Source organism: Pseudomonas sp. S3E12 (assembly GCF_001702295.1).
In the GTDB taxonomy this organism is placed as follows: Bacteria; Pseudomonadota; Gammaproteobacteria; order Pseudomonadales; family Pseudomonadaceae; genus Aquipseudomonas; species Aquipseudomonas marginalis.
Window position 1 is genome coordinate 15,232 of record NZ_MBDT01000003.1, and the last position, 17,562, is coordinate 32,793.

General features: G+C 60.8%; 15 protein-coding genes. 11 read left to right on the top strand and 4 right to left on the bottom strand.

Features of this window, described 5'->3' with window-relative positions:
- Position 1: 1 nt before the first annotated feature.
- Genes ssuC through BB029_RS02050 form a run of 3 tightly spaced genes read left to right on the top strand, consistent with a single transcriptional unit; the run spans position 2 to position 1,837 of the window.
- Positions 2–790 carry an aliphatic sulfonate ABC transporter permease SsuC gene (gene ssuC, locus BB029_RS02040; protein WP_027608399.1) on the top strand — a complete coding sequence of 263 codons (789 nt, stop codon included), beginning with the start codon at positions 2–4 and terminating at the stop codon, positions 788–790.
- A complete protein-coding gene (gene ssuB / locus BB029_RS02045) occupies positions 787–1,593 on the top strand; it encodes an aliphatic sulfonates ABC transporter ATP-binding protein (protein WP_027608400.1) in 807 nt (268 codons plus the stop codon). The genes ssuC and ssuB overlap by 4 nt, the downstream gene beginning before the upstream one ends.
- 28 nt (positions 1,594–1,621) lie before the next feature.
- Positions 1,622–1,837 (top strand): molybdopterin-binding protein, encoded by a 216-nt coding sequence (locus tag BB029_RS02050; protein ID WP_003176783.1) that lies wholly within the window; start codon positions 1,622–1,624, stop codon positions 1,835–1,837.
- A gap of 68 nt (positions 1,838–1,905) precedes the next feature.
- Here BB029_RS02050 and BB029_RS02055 read toward each other — a convergent pair whose 3' ends face one another.
- Positions 1,906–2,535, bottom strand: a complete 630-nt coding sequence (locus BB029_RS02055) for a TetR/AcrR family transcriptional regulator (RefSeq protein WP_065924363.1) — start codon at positions 2,533–2,535, stop codon at positions 1,906–1,908.
- Positions 2,536–2,750: 215 nt separating this feature from the next.
- Entirely contained in the window at positions 2,751–4,127 is a 1,377-nt protein-coding gene (locus BB029_RS02060; RefSeq protein ID WP_003213894.1) for a glutamine synthetase family protein, read from the bottom strand.
- 597 nt (positions 4,128–4,724) lie between these two features.
- On the opposite strand from BB029_RS02060, the gene BB029_RS02065 reads away from it, so the two are divergent.
- The 7 genes from BB029_RS02065 (at position 4,725) to BB029_RS02095 (ending at position 13,038) form a co-directional block, all read left to right on the top strand.
- Positions 4,725–6,083: a glutamine synthetase family protein gene (locus tag BB029_RS02065; protein WP_003176780.1), complete on the top strand. Its 1,359-nt coding sequence runs from the start codon at positions 4,725–4,727 to the stop codon at positions 6,081–6,083.
- Between the two features lie 58 nt (positions 6,084–6,141).
- On the top strand, positions 6,142–7,506 hold the full coding sequence (locus BB029_RS02070; RefSeq protein WP_065938066.1) for an aspartate aminotransferase family protein: 1,365 nt from the start codon (positions 6,142–6,144) through the stop codon (positions 7,504–7,506).
- A 182-nt stretch (positions 7,507–7,688) separates the two neighbouring features.
- Positions 7,689–8,783: a polyamine ABC transporter substrate-binding protein gene (locus BB029_RS02075; protein WP_065938252.1), complete on the top strand. Its 1,095-nt coding sequence runs from the start codon at positions 7,689–7,691 to the stop codon at positions 8,781–8,783.
- A gap of 154 nt (positions 8,784–8,937) precedes the next feature.
- The gene (locus BB029_RS02080) at positions 8,938–10,032 is read left to right on the top strand and encodes a polyamine ABC transporter substrate-binding protein (RefSeq protein WP_065938067.1); all 1,095 of its coding nucleotides are present in this window, start codon (positions 8,938–8,940) and stop codon (positions 10,030–10,032) included.
- Positions 10,033–10,097: 65 nt separating this feature from the next.
- Positions 10,098–11,240 carry an ABC transporter ATP-binding protein gene (locus BB029_RS02085; RefSeq protein ID WP_027608405.1) on the top strand — a complete coding sequence of 381 codons (1,143 nt, stop codon included), beginning with the start codon at positions 10,098–10,100 and terminating at the stop codon, positions 11,238–11,240.
- The gene (locus tag BB029_RS02090) at positions 11,237–12,157 is read left to right on the top strand and encodes an ABC transporter permease subunit (protein ID WP_027608406.1); all 921 of its coding nucleotides are present in this window, start codon (positions 11,237–11,239) and stop codon (positions 12,155–12,157) included. Before BB029_RS02085 ends, BB029_RS02090 begins: the two co-directional genes overlap by 4 nt.
- Complete coding sequence (locus BB029_RS02095) at positions 12,154–13,038, top strand: ABC transporter permease subunit (RefSeq protein ID WP_015886412.1); 885 nt, start codon at positions 12,154–12,156, stop codon at positions 13,036–13,038. The genes BB029_RS02090 and BB029_RS02095 overlap by 4 nt, the downstream gene beginning before the upstream one ends.
- A gap of 131 nt (positions 13,039–13,169) precedes the next feature.
- Here the strand turns inward: BB029_RS02095 and BB029_RS02100 are convergent, their stop codons facing one another.
- On the bottom strand, positions 13,170–13,811 hold the full coding sequence (locus BB029_RS02100; RefSeq protein WP_065938068.1) for an HD domain-containing protein: 642 nt from the start codon (positions 13,809–13,811) through the stop codon (positions 13,170–13,172).
- 292 nt (positions 13,812–14,103) lie between these two features.
- Between BB029_RS02100 and BB029_RS02105 the strand changes: the two genes are divergently transcribed.
- Positions 14,104–15,093: a GlxA family transcriptional regulator gene (locus BB029_RS02105; RefSeq protein ID WP_065938069.1), complete on the top strand. Its 990-nt coding sequence runs from the start codon at positions 14,104–14,106 to the stop codon at positions 15,091–15,093.
- A 102-nt stretch (positions 15,094–15,195) separates the two neighbouring features.
- On the opposite strand, the gene BB029_RS02110 is transcribed toward BB029_RS02105, so the two are convergent.
- On the bottom strand, positions 15,196–17,559 hold the full coding sequence (locus BB029_RS02110) for a penicillin acylase family protein (protein WP_065938070.1): 2,364 nt from the start codon (positions 17,557–17,559) through the stop codon (positions 15,196–15,198).
- Between the last annotated feature and the right edge of the window lie 3 nt (positions 17,560–17,562).

The following is a 17,562-nucleotide window of genomic DNA, read 5'->3' on the forward strand; positions in this document are numbered from 1 at the left end:
CATGAACCTGGAAAAATTGAGCCATCGCGTGGCGCCCTGGGTGCTGCCGATTCTATTGCTGGCGGTGTGGCAGTTGTCAGTGTCGGCGGGTTGGTTGTCGACACGCATCCTGCCGGCGCCCAGCGCGGTGATTGAGGCTGGGGTCAACCTGGTGCGCAGCGGCGAAATCTGGACGCACCTGGCCATCAGTGGCTGGCGTGCCGGCCTGGGCTTTGTAATCGGTGGCAGCATCGGCCTGGCGCTGGGGTTTATCACCGGCCTGTCGACGTGGGGCGAACGCCTGCTGGACAGCTCGGTGCAGATGATCCGCAACGTGCCGCACCTGGCGCTGATTCCGCTGGTGATCCTGTGGTTCGGCATCGACGAGACCGCGAAGATTTTCCTCGTGGCCCTCGGCACGCTGTTCCCGATCTACCTGAACACCTACCACGGCATCCGCAACGTCGACCCGGCGCTGGTGGAAATGTCGCGCAGCTACGGTTTGTCCGGTTTCAGCCTGTTCTGGCAAGTGATCCTGCCGGGTGCACTGCCGTCGATCCTGGTGGGTGTGCGCTTTGCCCTGGGCTTTATGTGGCTGACGCTGATCGTGGCGGAAACCATCTCTGCCAGCTCCGGCATTGGTTATCTGGCGATGAACGCCCGCGAATTCCTGCAAACCGACGTGGTGGTGTTGGCCATCGTGATGTACGCCATCCTCGGCAAGCTGGCCGACCTGGCCGCTCGCGGTCTGGAGCGTGTATGGCTGCGCTGGCACCCGGCTTACCAAGTCAATAAAGGAGGTGCGGCATGACGGCTCAACAACCTCCGCGCCTGCTGAAGGGGATTCCCCTGGCGGTGCGCAAATTGCGCAAGGCCTTCGGCGCGCGGGAAGTGCTCAAGGAAATCGACCTGCACATTCCGGCGGGACAGTTCGTGGCCGTGGTCGGTCGCAGTGGCTGCGGCAAAAGTACCTTGCTGCGCCTGTTGGCCGGCCTCGATAAAGCCAGCGGCGGCGAGCTGCTGGCCGGTTCGGCGCCGCTGAGCGAGGCGATTGAAGACACGCGCTTGATGTTCCAGGAAGCGCGCCTGCTGCCGTGGAAAAAGATCATCGACAACGTCGGTTTAGGCCTCAAAGGCAACTGGCGCCCTAAAGCCTTGGAAGCCCTGGAAGCGGTAGGCCTGGCCGAGCGCGCCAATGAGTGGCCGGCGGCCTTGTCCGGTGGCCAGAAGCAGCGTGTGGCCTTGGCTCGCGCCTTGATCCACCAGCCGCGCCTGCTGCTGCTCGACGAACCGCTGGGCGCCCTGGACGCCCTGACCCGTATCGAGATGCAGCAACTGATCGAAAACCTCTGGCAAAAACACGGCTTCACCGTGTTGCTGGTAACTCATGACGTCAGCGAAGCCGTGGCCATTGCCGACCGGGTGATCCTGATCGAAGACGGTGAAATTGGCCTCGACCTGATCGTCGATCTGCCGCGCCCACGGGCCCGAGGCTCACATCGCCTGGCCGCACTGGAAGCGCAAGTACTTAACCGTGTGCTGTCGTTGCCCGGCACGCCGCCGGAACCCGAACCTGTTTCACCGCTGCCTACGCAATTGCGTTGGGCTCAATAACTCACTTGTCCTACGAAGGAAGTACACCATGACTATTAAAGCCATCAACGTGCGTAACCAGTTCAAAGGCACCATCAAGGAAATCGTCGTCGGCGACGTGCTGTCGGAAATCGACGTGCAGACCGCGTCCGGTATCGTCACTTCCGTGATCACCACCCGCTCGGTCAAAGAGCTGGAGCTGGTGATTGGCAGCGAAGTGATTGCCTTTGTGAAGTCGACTGAGGTGTCGATCGCCAAGTTGTGATTTGCGTCGTTCTTGAGGCCGTCATCGGGGGCTTGCCCCCGATGAGGCCAGTCCGGCCAGCACAAAACTCAGCGCTTAGGCAGATACGCCGGCAAATACAGCCCCACATACGCATCAAACACCCGCATCCCTTCCTCCGCCATACGCGGCGTAATCAGCCCATGCTGATGCACCGAACGCGCATACACGCGATCACTCAATTCCAACGCCAGCGCAAACACATCCACATCGGTTGGCAAGCTCGGCACTTCAAAGTGGCGGTCGAACACTTCCAGCATCAAATCCCCCAGCTCCAGATCATGCTGACGGTCCGCCTGGGTCACTTCGGTCAGCCCGTGCTGGGCCAGGATCAACTGGCGCGCGGCGGCGTCGTTGCTGTAGATGGTCAGCATGCGCTGTTCGACGATGTAGGACAGGTCGCGCCAATGCTTGAGTGAATCATGCTCGATGGGGGCCTGGATGGCGCAGCGGAAGGCTGCATGTATATCGGCGGTCAGTGCCTCCAGCAGCGCCGGCACACTGGCGAAAAAGTGATACACCGACGACGGCGGGATCTGCGCGCGCTCGGCCACGCTGTAGATCGACAAACTCGCCACGCCTTCGGCGGCCAGCAAGGTGCGGGCGGCATCGAGAATCGCGTCGATCCGTGCCTGGCTGCGGGCGCGGGGTTTGCGAGGGGCGGCGGGGCGGGTGGGCATGGAAGTCTCCTACAAGGCAGCGGGCATTGTACGCAGAGCCTGAGGATGATCCATACCGCTTGTTGTGGTGAGCGGGCTTGCCCCGCGCTGGGCTGCGAAGCGGCCCCCATAAAAAACGCCGAGTTCCTTCAGAAAGAACTCGGCGTCTGTGTTTGGGGCTGCTACGCAGCCCAGCGCGGGGCAAGCCCGCTCACCACAGTCAATGCAGCCGTCGTTTAGACGGTATGCAGGTACCAGTTGTACTCAAGGTCGGAGATGGAGTGTTCGAACTCTTCCAGCTCACTTTCCTTACAGGCCACGAAGATATCGATGTATTTAGGATCGATGTACTTGGCCATCACCTCGCTGTCGTCCAACTCGCGCAGGGCATCGCGCAGGTTGTTCGGCAGGCTCTGTTCGTTCTGCTCGTAGCTGTTGCCTTCCACGGGTGCGCCCGGCTCGATCTTGTTGGTCAGGCCGTGGTGCACGCCTGCCAGGACCGAAGCCATCAGCAGGTAAGGGTTGGCGTCGGCACCGGCCACACGGTGTTCGATACGTACGGCGTCGGACGAGCCGGTCGGTACGCGAATCGCCACGGTGCGGTTGTCCAGGCCCCAGCACGGCGAGTTCGGCACGTAGAACTGTGCGCCGAAACGACGGTAGGAGTTGACGTTAGGGCACAGGAACGCCATTTGGGCGGGTAGGGTCTCGAGCACACCGCCGATCGCGTGACGCAATGCGGCGTTCTGCTCGGGATCCTCGCTGGCAAAGATGTTCTTGCCGTCCTTGTCCAGGATCGAGATGTGTACGTGCAAACCGTTGCCTGCCTGGCCTGGGTAAGGCTTGGCCATGAAGGTGGTGTCCATCTCATGGTCGTAGGCGATGTTCTTGATCAGGCGCTTGAGCAGCACTGCGTAGTCGCAGGCCTTGATCGGGTCGGCCACGTGGTGCAGGTTCACTTCGAACTGCGCCGGGGCACTTTCCTTGACGATGGCGTCGGCCGGGATGCCTTGCTCTTTGGCACCTTCCAGGATGTCCTGGAGGCAATCGACGTATTCGTCGAGGTCGTCGATCAGGTAGACCTGTGTCGAGTGCGGGCGTTTGCCGGAGATCGGCGAGCGGGGCGGTTGTGGGCGGCCGTTCACGTTCTCCTGGTCGATCAGGTAGAACTCAAGCTCGAAGGCGGCGCAGATGGTCAGACCGAGGTCGTCAAACTTGCTTACAACTTGGCGGAGCACTTCGCGCGGATCGGCGAAGAAAGGTTCACCTTCAAGTTCGTGCATGGTCATCAGCAATTGCGCGGTAGGGCGCTTTTGCCAGGGTTCATTGCACAGGGTGTCAGGGATCGGATAACAGATTCGGTCAGCATCACCGATGTCCAGGCCCAGGCCGGTGCTTTCCACCGTCGAGCCATTGATATCCAGGGCAAATAAAGAGGCAGGCAGGTTAATGCCCTTCTCGTAAACCTTGTGGAGGCTGGTGCGTTCGATGCGCTTACCGCGCACCACACCATTCATATCCGCAATTAGAAGGTCTACGTACAGAACCTCAGGATGATCCTTAAGGAACGCGTTCGCTTCGTTAAGCTGAACGGCACGCGGGGGTACCGACATGATGCAACACCTTTGTTGTTAAAAATATCAATCATTGATCTTTTCTGGTTTCAGTCAACCCGAACGGCATGCCGAAGTCAAGCGAGGCCTTTTTTGCCCTAAAAAAGCGCCGTGACCGCACTTTTGGGGCTTTTTGGGGCGGTTTTTTCGGTTTGACCGGCTTGGGACTCGCAGGCTTGAGCGGGCCGTGTTGTATTTTTTACGGGGGTGTTGTGTAAAAAAATGAACAAGGCTAAGCTCGATTCAAACCCATAACAGCAATAATACCGGGGTGCTTCATGTCTCGCCTGCCGCCAATCGGCGTCTCAGCCTGCTTCAGCCAGGCTTTGTCCGCAGTCCGTTCGTCCCGCGTGAATGCCCACGCACCGGCCAATATTCTTGACGGCCCATCCGCTCTCTTTTTTGCCTCCTCGACTGCCGCTGACCGGCTGCCATCCGCGCGGCCGCTCATGATTCTGCACGACTTTGGCTTGAGGAATGCAACGCTGCAGCAAATGGCAGGTAAGCTCCTACCCTGAACGAAAAAACGACGCGGATGCTGCGTCAACCAACGCCTGGCCTTTAATGGATGCCAGGAAACCCAGCCCAGAGGCATTTATGAGTAACAACCTCGACCAGCTCACCGATTGGTTGAAAGACCACAAGATCACAGAAGTCGAATGCATGATTGGCGACCTGACCGGTATCACCCGGGGCAAGATCTCGCCGACCAACAAGTTCATCGCCGAAAAAGGCATGCGCCTGCCCGAGAGCGTTCTGTTGCAGACCGTGACCGGCGACTATGTCGAAGACGACATCTATTACGAATTGCTCGACCCGGCAGACATCGACATGATCTGCCGCCCCGACCAGAACGCGGTGTTCCTGGTGCCCTGGGCCATCGAGCCGACCGCCCAGGTGATCCACGACACCTACGACAAGCAAGGCAACCCGATCGAGCTGTCGCCGCGCAACGTACTCAAGAAAGTCCTCAAGCTCTACGCCGACAAAGGCTGGCAGCCCATCGTGGCACCGGAGATGGAGTTCTACCTGACCAAACGCTGCGAAGACCCGGACTTCCCGCTGCAACCGCCGATCGGTCGGTCCGGGCGCCCGGAGACCGGCCGCCAATCCTTCTCTATAGAAGCCGCCAACGAATTCGACCCGCTGTTCGAAGACGTCTACGACTGGTGCGAGTTGCAGGAGCTGGACCTCGACACCCTGATCCATGAAGACGGCACGGCCCAGATGGAAATCAACTTCCGTCACGGCGATGCCCTGTCCCTGGCGGACCAGATCCTGGTGTTCAAGCGCACCATGCGTGAAGCCGCGCTCAAGCACGACGTGGCGGCCACCTTCATGGCCAAGCCGATGACCGGCGAGCCCGGCAGCGCCATGCACCTGCACCAGAGCATCATCGACATCGCCACCGGCAAGAACGTCTTCTCCAATGAAGACGGGACCATGAGCCAACTGTTCCTCAACCACATTGGCGGCCTGCAGAAGTTCATCCCTGAATTGCTGCCGCTGTTTGCCCCCAACGTGAACTCGTTCCGCCGCTTCCTGCCCGACACCTCGGCGCCGGTGAACGTGGAGTGGGGCGAAGAAAACCGCACCGTCGGCCTGCGCGTGCCGGATGCCGGCCCGCAGAACCGTCGCGTCGAAAACCGCCTGCCGGGCGCCGACGCCAACCCGTACCTGGCGATTGCCGCCAGCCTGCTGTGTGGCTACATCGGCATGGTCGAAGGCCATAACCCCAGCGCCCCGGTGGTGGGGCGTGGTTACGAGCGCCGCAACCTGCGCCTGCCGTTGACCATCGAAGACGCCCTGGAACGCATGGAAAACAGCAAGACCATCGAGAAATACCTGGGTCAGAAATTCATCACAGGCTACGTCGCGGTCAAGCGGGCCGAGCATGAAAACTTCAAGCGCGTGATCAGTTCGTGGGAGCGGGAATTCCTGCTCTTCGCCGTCTGATGCGCCGGGCGCGCCCGTCACACGGTGCGCCCCTCACTGAAAAGTCTAGGAGATTGGTATGTCCAGCAACAACCCGCAAACCCGCGAATGGCAAGCCTTGAGCAGTGATCACCACCTGGCGCCGTTCAGCGACTTCAAGCAATTGAAAGAGAAAGGCCCACGGATCATCACCAAAGCCCACGGCGTGTACCTGTGGGACAGCGAAGGCAACAAGATCCTCGACGGCATGGCCGGCCTGTGGTGCGTGGCGATCGGTTACGGTCGCGATGAACTGGCCGACGCCGCCGCCAGGCAGATGAAAGAACTGCCGTACTACAACCTGTTCTTCCAGACCGCTCACCCGCCGGTGCTGGAGCTGGCCAAGGCGATTTCCGACATCGCACCTGCCGGCATGAACCACGTGTTCTTCACCGGCTCCGGCTCCGAAGGCAACGACACCATGTTGCGCATGGTCCGCCACTACTGGGCGATCAAAGGCCAGCCGAACAAGAAAACCATCATCAGCCGCAAGAATGGCTACCACGGCTCCACCGTGGCTGGCGCCAGCCTGGGCGGCATGACCTATATGCATGAACAGGGCGACTTGCCGATCCCGGGCATCGTCCATATCGCCCAGCCGTACTGGTTCGGCGAAGGCGGCGACATGAGCCCCGAAGAGTTCGGGATCTGGGCCGCCAACCAACTGGAAGAGAAGATCCTCGAGCTGGGCGTGGACAATGTCGGTGCTTTTATTGCCGAGCCGATCCAGGGCGCCGGTGGCGTGATCGTGCCGCCGGACAGCTACTGGCCGCGCATCAAGGAAATCCTCGCCAAGTACGACATCCTGTTTGTGGCCGACGAAGTGATTTGCGGTTTCGGCCGTACCGGTGAGTGGTTCGGTAGCGATTTCTACGACCTCAAGCCCCACATGATGACCATCGCCAAGGGCCTGACCTCGGGCTACATCCCCATGGGCGGCCTGATCGTGCGCGACGACGTGGTGGCCGTGCTCAACGAAGGCGGTGATTTCAACCACGGTTTCACCTACTCCGGTCACCCGGTGGCGGCGGCCGTGGCCCTGGAAAACATCCGCATCATGCGCGATGAAACAATCGTTAACCGCGTCCACGACGAAACGGCACCGTATTTGCAGAAACGTCTGCGGGAGCTGGCGGATCACCCGTTGGTGGGTGAAGTGCGCGGTGTCGGCATGCTTGGTGCAATTGAGCTGGTTCAGGACAAGGCGACGCGCAAGCGTTACGAGGGCCGGGGCGTAGGCATGATCTGCCGAACCTTCTGCTTCGAGAATGGCCTGATCATGCGCGCCGTGGGCGACACCATGATCATTTCGCCGCCTCTGGTGATCAGCAAGGCTGAAATCGACGAGCTGGTGACCAAGGCTCGTCAGTGCCTGGACCTGACTTTGGCGGCATTGCAGGGCTAAGTGCTAGGCTCAGTGCGCAGCGCACCGGGCAGTTATAAATGCAGGGGGCTTTGGTTGAAAGCCGGCCCCTGAACTTGCCAGACTGTCGCCCTGTTTTGCTGCCCTCTGGAAGGGTCGCTGAACATAAAAGAACGTGGCCCAAAAAAGAAAAATTGGAGCATCACCAAATGAAGGCATTAGGTTTGAAGAACGCTGGCAAGACCCTCCTCGCCTTGTCCCTGATGGGCGCAATGGCGGGCGCGGTCCAGGCCGACGATAAAGTGCTGCACGTCTACAACTGGTCCGACTACATTGCACCGGACACCATCGCCAACTTTGAAAAAGAGTCAGGCATTAAAGTGGTGTACGACGTTTTTGACAGCAACGAGACACTCGAAGCCAAGTTGCTGGCAGGCAAGTCCGGCTACGACATCGTCGTACCGTCGAACAACTTCCTCGCCAAGCAGATCAAGGCCGGTGTCTACCAGGAGCTGGACAAGTCCAAGCTGCCCAACTACGGCAACCTGAACACCTCCCTGCTTAAAGCCGTGTCGGTCAGCGACCCGGACAACAAGCACGCTTTCCCGTACATGTGGGGTTCGATCGGCATCGGCTACAACCCGGACAAGGTCAAGGCCGCGCTGGGCGTGGACAAGATCGATTCGTGGGACGTGCTGCTCAAGCCGGAAAACATCGCCAAGCTCAAAAGCTGCGGCGTGAGCTTCCTCGACTCGCCGACCGAAATGCTGCCGGTCGCGCTGCATTACCTGGGCCTGCCAACCGACAGCCAGAAGAAGGCCGACCTCAAGCAAGCCGAAGACCTGTTCCTGAAAATCCGTCCTTCGATTGGCTACTTCCACTCGTCCAAGTACATCTCCGACCTGGCCAACGGCAACATCTGCGTAGCCGTGGGTTACTCGGGTGACATCCAGCAGGCCAAGTCCCGTGCGGCTGAAGCCGGTGGCAAGGTCAAGGTGGCCTACGACATTCCGAAAGAAGGTGCCGGTAGCTTCTTCGACATGGTCGCCATCCCTAAAGATGCCGAAAACGTCGACGCCGCCTATAAGTTCATGAACTACCTGCTCAAGCCGGAAGTCATGGCTTCGATCACCAACAGCGTGCGTTTCCCGAACGGTAACGAGAAGGCCACCGCACTGGTCGACAAAGACATCACCAGCGACCCGGGCATCTACCCACCAGCGGATGTGCAAGCCAAGCTCTACGCCATTGCGGACTTGCCGGCTGCGACCCAGCGTGAAATGACACGCAGCTGGACCAAGATCAAATCCGGTAAATAAACCGGCCTTCGTTAACCACCGCGCGCCCCGCGGTGGTTAATGAAACAAATAAATGACAGAAAGTTTTGCCGGATCGGTTTATCGAGGGTAAGTTGCGCGCCGGTTTTGTTGCCGGGCAACAACTTTGGGCCCAACTATTTAAGAGGACCTCCACTTGCCAATTTCTTTGTTTCGCCAAGCCTTGCTGGTAGGTGCAGGTCTCACGCTGGCTGTCAGCGTTCAGGCCGCACCGACTGTGCATATTTATAACTGGTCGGATTACATCGGTCCCGACACCCTGGCCAACTTCGAAAAGGCCACCGGCATCAAACCCGTGTATGACGTGTTTGATTCCAACGAAACCCTGGAAGGCAAGTTACTGGCCGGGCGTACCGGCTATGACGTGGTAGTGCCGTCCAACCACTTCCTTGGCAAGCAGATCAAGGCCGGGGCGTTCCAGAAACTCGATAAGTCGCTGCTGACTCATTACGCCAACCTGGACCCTGTGCTGCTCAAGCGCCTGGAGAAGAACGACCCGGGCAACCAGTACGCCGTGCCGTACCTGTGGGGTACCAACGGCATCGGTTATAACGTCGACAAAGTGAAGGAAGTGCTGGGTGTCGACAAGATCGACTCCTGGGCCGTGCTGTTCGAACCGGAAAACATGAAGAAGCTGGCTACCTGCGGTGTGTCGTTCATGGACTCGGCGGATGAAATGCTGCCGGCGGTGCTCAACTACATGGGCCTGGACCCTAACAGCACCAACCCTGAAGACTACAAGAAGGCCGAGGAAAAGCTGCTCAAAGTGCGGCCCTACGTGACCTACTTCCATTCTTCCAAATACATCTCCGACCTGGCCAACGGCAACATCTGCGTGGCCGCCGGGTTCTCCGGCGATGTGTTCCAGGCCAAGGCCCGTGCGGCCGAGGCTGGCAAAGGCGTGAACATCGCCTACGCGATTCCGAAAGAAGGCGGCAACCTGTGGTTTGACGTGCTGGCGATCCCCAAGGATGCCACCAACGTCAAGGAAGCCCACGCTTACATCAACTATTTGCTGCAACCTGAGGTGATCGCCCAGGTCAGTGATTACGTCGGCTACGCCAACCCTAACCCAGGGGCGGACAAACTGATGAAGCAATCGATACGCACCGACGAAGCGGTTTACCCACCGCAGGCGGTTCTCGACAGGACATTCGTCAACTTCGAGCTACCCCCGAAAGTGCAGCGTTTAATGACCCGTAGCTGGACCAAGGTCAAGACGGGCAAGTAAGGCTCAAACTATCCAAGGTTCGCCCGCCTCGGGCGAACTGCACTCTTTTTTTGGGAGTTTCGTAAATGGCAGTTGCCTCCGGCGCCTATAAGAAAGCCCTCGAGGGCGACCAGACACCGAAAAAGGTGCTGGTCAAAATCGACCGGGTCACGAAGAAGTTCGACGAGACGATTGCCGTGGACGATGTGTCCCTGGAAATCAAGAAAGGCGAGATATTCGCCTTGCTCGGCGGTTCGGGTTCGGGCAAGTCCACCCTGCTGCGCATGCTCGCAGGCTTCGAGCGCCCGACAGAAGGTCGGATTTACCTCGACGGCGTGGACATCACCGACATGCCGCCCTACGAGCGGCCGATCAACATGATGTTCCAGTCCTACGCCTTGTTCCCCCACATGACCGTGGCGCAGAACATCGCGTTCGGCCTGCAACAGGACAAGATCCCCAAGGCCGAGGTCGATGCCCGCGTGGCTGAAATGCTCAAGCTGGTCCAGATGAGCCAGTACGCCAAACGCAAGCCGCACCAGTTGTCCGGTGGCCAGCGTCAGCGGGTGGCGTTGGCCCGCTCACTGGCCAAGCGCCCGAAACTGCTGCTGCTCGATGAGCCCATGGGCGCCCTCGACAAGAAGCTGCGCTCGCAGATGCAGCTGGAACTGGTGGAGATCATCGAGCGCGTCGGCGTGACCTGCGTGATGGTGACGCACGATCAGGAAGAGGCCATGACCATGGCCGAGCGCATCGCGATCATGCACCTGGGCTGGATCGCCCAGATCGGCAGCCCGATCGACATCTACGAGACGCCGACCAGCCGCCTGGTGTGCGAATTCATCGGTAACGTCAACATCTTCGACACCCAGGTGGTGGATGACGCCGAAGGTCACGCGGTGCTCAAGTGCCCGGACCTGGACCGCGACATCTACGTGGGCTACGGCATCGCCACCTCGGTGGAAGACAAGTCGGTGACCTACGCCATCCGCCCGGAAAAACTGCTGGTCACCACCGAAATGCCGACCTGCGAGCACAACTGGTCCAGCGGCAAGGTGCACGACATCGCCTACCTGGGCGGCCACTCGGTGTTCTACGTCGAGCTGCCAAGCGGCAAGCTGGTGCAGTCCTTCGTCGCCAACGCCGAACGCCGTGGCCAGCGCCCAACCTGGGGTGACCAGGTGTACGTGTGGTGGGAAGACGACAGTGGCGTGGTACTGCGCACATGAACATGAAGAAGCTCAAGCGGCGCTTGCACCGCATCGTCCCCAGTGGCAAGCAGGTGGTCATCGGGATTCCGTTCCTGTGGCTGTTCCTGTTTTTCGCCCTGCCGTTTTTCATCGTCCTGAAAATCAGCTTCGCCGAAGCCGACGTAGCGATTCCGCCGTACACCGAGATCTACACCTACGTTGAGCAAAAGCTGCAGGTGGTGCTGAACCTGGCCAACTACAGTTTGCTGGCAGGTGATGAGCTGTACATCGCGGCGTACCTGGGCTCGCTGAAGATGGCGTTCTTCAGCACGCTGCTGTGCCTGCTGATCGGCTACCCGATGGCTTATGCCATTGCCACCGCACGCAAAGAGATGCAGACCGTGCTGGTGCTGCTGATCATGATGCCGACCTGGACCGCGATCCTGATCCGCGTGTATGCGTGGATGGGCATCCTCAGCAACAACGGCCTGCTCAATGGCTTCCTGATGTCCATGGGGTTGATCAACGAACCGCTGCAGATCCTCAACACCAACATCGCGGTGTATATCGGCGTGGTCTATTCGTACCTGCCGTTCATGATCCTGCCGCTGTACGCCAACCTGGTGAAGCATGACCAGAGCCTGCTGGAAGCCGCATCGGACCTGGGTTCGAGCACCTTCAACAGCTTCTGGAAAATCACCGTGCCGCTGTCCAAGAACGGCATCATCGCCGGCTGCATGCTGGTGTTTATCCCGGTGGTGGGCGAGTTCGTGATCCCGGAACTGCTCGGCGGCCCGGAAACCCTGATGATCGGTAAAGTGTTGTGGCAAGAATTCTTCAACAACCGTGACTGGCCGGTGGCGTCTGCCCTGGCGGTGGTGATGCTGGCGATCCTGATCGTGCCCATCATTCTGTTTAACCGCAGCCAAGCCAAAGAGATGGAGGGCAAGATATGAAGCGCGTCAGTTTCTCAAGCTTCATGCTGGTGGCGGGGTTGTTGTTCATCTACCTGCCGATGCTGATCCTGGTGATCTACTCGTTCAACGAATCCAAGCTGGTGACGGTGTGGGGCGGTTGGTCGATCAAGTGGTACGTGGGCCTGTTGGACAACACCCAGTTGATGGGCTCGGTGGCACGTTCCCTGGAAATCGCCTGCTACACGGCGGTGGCCGCCGTGGCGTTGGGTACGTTGGCGGCGTTTGTGCTGACGCGCATCAGCCAGTTCAAGGGCCGCACGCTGTTCGGCGGCCTGGTGACCGCGCCGTTGGTGATGCCGGAAGTGATCACCGGTCTGTCGCTGCTGCTGCTGTTCGTGGCCATGGCGCAGATGATCGGCTGGCCCCAGGAGCGTGGCATCGTCACCATCTGGATCGCCCACACCACGTTCTGTGCCGCTTATGTGGCGGTGGTGGTATCGGCGCGCCTGCGTGAGCTGGACCTGTCGATCGAAGAAGCGGCGATGGACCTGGGGGCGCGGCCGTGGAAGGTGTTCTTCCTGATCACCATCCCGATGATCGCGCCATCGTTGGCGGCGGGCGGCATGATGTCGTTCGCACTGTCCCTGGATGACCTGGTACTGGCCAGCTTCGTCTCGGGGCCGGGTTCGACGACGTTGCCGATGGAAGTGTTCTCGGCCGTGCGCCTTGGGGTTAAACCCGAGATCAACGCCGTGGCCAGCCTGATTCTGCTGGCGGTGTCGCTGGTGACCTTCCTGGTGTGGTTCTTCAGCCGACGTGCCGAAGAGATGCGCAAGAAAGCGATCCAGCAGGCGATTGAAGAAGCCGCCGCCGATGGCTGGCAGCAGCCGGACAAGCGTCGGGCTCCAGCGCCGGTCTAAAGGCCTGCGCGGTCCAAATGTGGGAGGGGGCTTGCTCCCGATGGCGGTGGGTCAGTCAATAAATGCAGTGACTGACACTCAGCAATCGGGGGCAAGCCCACTCCCACAGTTTTGACCGCATTCCAGATTGGCTATGCAGCCCACGGCGACTTGCGAATCACCTCGACAAAATTCATCGGCTTGAACCCCGGTTCCTGATCCACCAGCACATCGGTCTTCACGTTGCCGAACGTGGTCTGTGGGCGATGGCGCAAGCCGTCGGCAAACGCGCAGATGATGCACTCCTTGAACCCTTCCCCGCGTGGATGCGCATGCACCACGGCTTCGCGCTGCACGTTGCTGAACGCGGCGTAGTCCATGCCCAGCACGTCCATTTCCACACCGGCGGTCACCAATGCCACGGTCGGGCGCAGGTGCTGCGGCACGCCCGGCGTGGTGTGCAGGGCGATAGACAGCCACACCTGTTCGATATCGTCGTCGCTCAGCCCGTAAGGCTTGAGGAAGGCTGCGGCGGCGTTGGCGCCGTCCACTTCGAAGCGCTGGTCATCACTGCGATGGCCTGCCACCAGGCCCAGGTCATGGAACATGGCGCCGACGTAGAGCAGTTCCGGGTTGTAGGTCAGTTGCTTGCGCTCACCGCTCAATGCGCCGAACAGGAACACCCGGCGGGAGTGGTGGTAGAGCAGGTCGGATTCGATGTCGCGGATGTATTCGGTGGTGGCCCTGGCCAGGGCGCTGTCCGGAATCTTGATACCGGCGATGGTGGTGGTCATGGTGGTTCTCCTCTGGAAAGCAGTCAGTTTGGTCGCTGGTCGGTGCAGCGACCATCGCGGTGAGGGCGCGATCCCGGCCAATGTGCCGACACATCGTGCCAAGCAGAAATCGACTAGGGTGTAGCGGGCGATATCACTCTGGAAGCCTGCGAAAATCCCAGTGTGGGAGGGGGCTTGCTCCCGATTGCTGAGTACCAGGCACTGCATCTGCTGACTGATACAGCGCCATCGGGAGCAAGCCCCCTCCCACAGGGTTTGCATTTTATTCCGCTAGAAAAAGGTGTCTGTGAGCATGCACAAGACCGTCGCGATCCTGATCTTCCCCGGCGTCCAGTCACTGGATGTGACCGGTCCCATGGACGTGTTCTACGAGGCCAACCGCTTTCTGGTGCCCGAAGATCATTACCAGTTGGAAGTGATAGGTTTAGGTCACGGCACGATGGCGGCTTCCAATGGCCTGTCACTCCAGGCCCATAATCATTACAGCGAAGCCCTGCAGGCCTATGACCTGCTGCTGGTCGCGGGCGGCCCGCAGTTACCGTTCGAGGACTTCGGCGCTCCGTTCGATGATTGGCTGCGTGGCGCCACCGCCCGGGCGCGACGGTTTGGCTCAATCTGCAACGGGGCCTTCATGCTGGCGCGCGCCGGATTGCTGGACGGAAAAACCGTCACCACCCATTGGAACGACGCCGCCGACCTGGCGCGTCTGTGCCCCTCGGCCCAGATCGAAGCCGACCGCCTCTACGTACAGGATGGCAATCTCTACACCTCGGCGGGCGTCACCGCAGGCATCGACCTGTCGCTGTACCTGCTGGCCCAGGACCACGGCCCGGAAGTGGCGTTGAGCGTGGCCAAGCGCCTGGTGGTGTTCACCCAGCGCTCCGGCGGGCAGTCGCAGTTCAGCCCGTTCCTCACACCCCACACCGAAACCACCTCGGCGGTGGCGTTGGTGCAGTTATACGTATTGGCGAACCTGACGGGTGACCTGACCATCGCCGACCTGGCCAAGGCCGCCAACATGAGCGCGCGCAACTTCTCCCGGGTGTTTGCCCGTGAGGCGCGGATTACGCCAGCGGAGTTTGTCGAACGGGCGCGGGTGGATGCGGCGCGGGTGATGCTCGAAAGCACACATGCGCCGCTGAAGACCGTGGCCTATCAATGCGGGTTTCGCGATGCCCAGCACATGCGCAGCGTGTTCAACCGCCGGCTGGGCGTGACGCCGCAACAGTTCCGGCTAAACTTTGCGGTGCAGGTGCAGGCTCGCGCAACGAGCACACTGTAGGAGCGAGCTTGCTCGCGAGAAACCCATGGGCACCGCGTTCATTCTGGCTTTACGCGTTATCGTTAACGACCTTCGCGAGCAAGCTCGCTCCTACAGAAAGGGTTAGCGCAGAGTACGTGCTGGCAACAGCTTCAGCGTGCCGCGGGTATTGGCCGTGACTTCCTCATCACTGAAATGCGCCTGCTCGTAACCCCCTTCGATATAGGTCTCGGCCTGGTCGCCATAGTGCTTGTCGAACGGCACGCCGCTTTGCCCCACCGGATTGATGGTGAGGGCGTGGGCCACGTCGGCAAAGTCGATCAGGCGCCGGGTGGACGGGCCGTACGTCACCGGCCAGGGCGCGGGGCCGATGACGGCCGACTGGTTGTTCGGCACTTCGTGGGTGCCGGGGGCCGGGAACGGGCCGACGTTGACGATCAGGTCCAAAGGTTTCTGCGAACCCAGCGGATGGCCGTGGGTCAGGGTATGGGCCTTGCCCCACTGCCATTGCGTTGGGTCATCGCCGAAGGTGGCCTTGAGGTGCGCGAGGCTGTTGTCCCAGGCCCGCTTGACGGTGTCGGTGCGCTTGCCGTCCCACCAGGGCGAGGCCGGGTCGGCAGCCAGGCGGGGCAGGGCGGCGTCGATCACGCGGGTGGTGAGCAGGGTCTTGAACATGCCGTCACCCAGTTTCGGGTGGAAGGCCGCGTCGGCGAGGTTGAACAGGAACTGGTTGAACAGCGTGGCGCTGGTGGAGTCCAGCGGGTAGTCACCCTTCCAGCTGGCAAGTTGTTCCACCAGCTTCAACTGCGCCGGGTCCGTGACCACCTCGCGCAGCACCGGCAACAGCGGCGCCAGCAGGCGCGGGCCGAAGGCGGTGGTGGTGCCCAGTTGCAGGGCCTGGCTGTTGGTCACATCCCACTTCACGCTCTTGTCGCTCAACTGCGCGTTCAACTGCTGGCCCCGGTCGGCGAGGTTGTAATAACCGGGGATTTGCATGCCGGTGGGCGACCCCGGCTGGGCATTGGCCGAGACCACATAGCCACGCGCCGGGTTTTCTTCCTGGGGGTTGGCGCTGAAGGGGTAGAAGCCCAGCTTGTCGGCCTCGGCGGTGCTGCCGTCGAGGATAAACCCTGGGTTGGCACCTGCCGGGCGAATCGGCAACTGGGCCGCCGCCCACCAGCCGATATCGCCCCTGGCATTGGCCCACACGATATTCAGCCCCGGTGCGGACACCTTTGACGCCGCCGTACGGGCCTTGGCCAACGTGTCGGCGCGGTTGAGCTGGTAGAAACCTTCGAGGATCGGGTTCTGGGTGTCGAGGAACGCCCACCACATGGCAATCGGCGTTTTGCCGCCGTTGTCGCCGAGCACGTCATTGACGATCGGGCCGTGGGGCGATTGGCGCAGGGTGAGGCTGACCGGTGCCTGGCCTTTGACGGCGATCTGTTGCTCGCTGCGGGTCATGTCGACCCACTGGCCGTGGTACCAGACCTGGTTGGGGTTGTCCGGGTTGACCTTTTCGGCGATCAGGTCGAGGTCGTCGTTCTGGAACATGGTCAGGCTCCAGCCGAAATCCAGGTTGTGCCCCAGGAACGCCACGGGTACCAGCGCGTTGTGATAGCCATACAGCTCGAAGCCCGGCGCCGACAGCTGCGCCTCGTACCACACCGACGGCACCGAGAAGCGAATATGCGGGTCACCCGCCAGCAGCGGTTTGCCGCTCTTGGTGCGACTGCCACTGATGGCCCAGGCGTTGCTGCCCTCGAACTGCGGCAAGCCGTTGTCGGCCAGGGCCTGCTCACTCAGCGCGGCGAGGGCGCCGAGGGTTTTCCAGTCACTGTCGGCGAGGTTGAGGGCGCCCTTGGGTTGCCAGTCGAGGTCGAAGACGTTCAGGTAGTCGCTGCCCAGTTGGTCGCGGACGTAAGTCAGCAAGGGCTCGGTACGAAACGCAGCGGCAAAGCTGTAGGCCATGTACCCGGCGACACTGATGGTGTCCTCGGCGGTAAACGCGCGCCTGGGGATGCCCAGCACGTCGAACTCCATCGGGCGGGCGTGGCTGTCCTGATACTGGTTGATCCCGTCCAGATAGGCTTGCAGGGCCTTCCAGTGCGCCGACTCATGGTCCTGCTGCGCCACGTAGGTGGCGGCGCGGTCGCGAATGCGCAGGCTGCGGAACAACTTGTCGGTCTCCAGCAGCTTCGGCCCGAGTACCTCGGCCAACTCGCCACGGGCCAGGCGGCGCATGATCTCCATCTGGAACAGGCGGTCCTGGGCATGCACGTAGCCCAGGGCGCGATACAGGTCGGTCTCGTTCTCGGCGCGAATATGCGGCACGCCACGGTCGTCGTAGCGCACGGTGACCGAGCCTTGCAGGTTGGCCAGTTCAACCGTGCCCTGGCGGGTGGGTTGCTTGCTGTAGACGTACCAGCCCGCACCGAGGCCGATCAGTACCAGCAGAACCGCAATAACCTGCAGGACGCGCTTCATGAA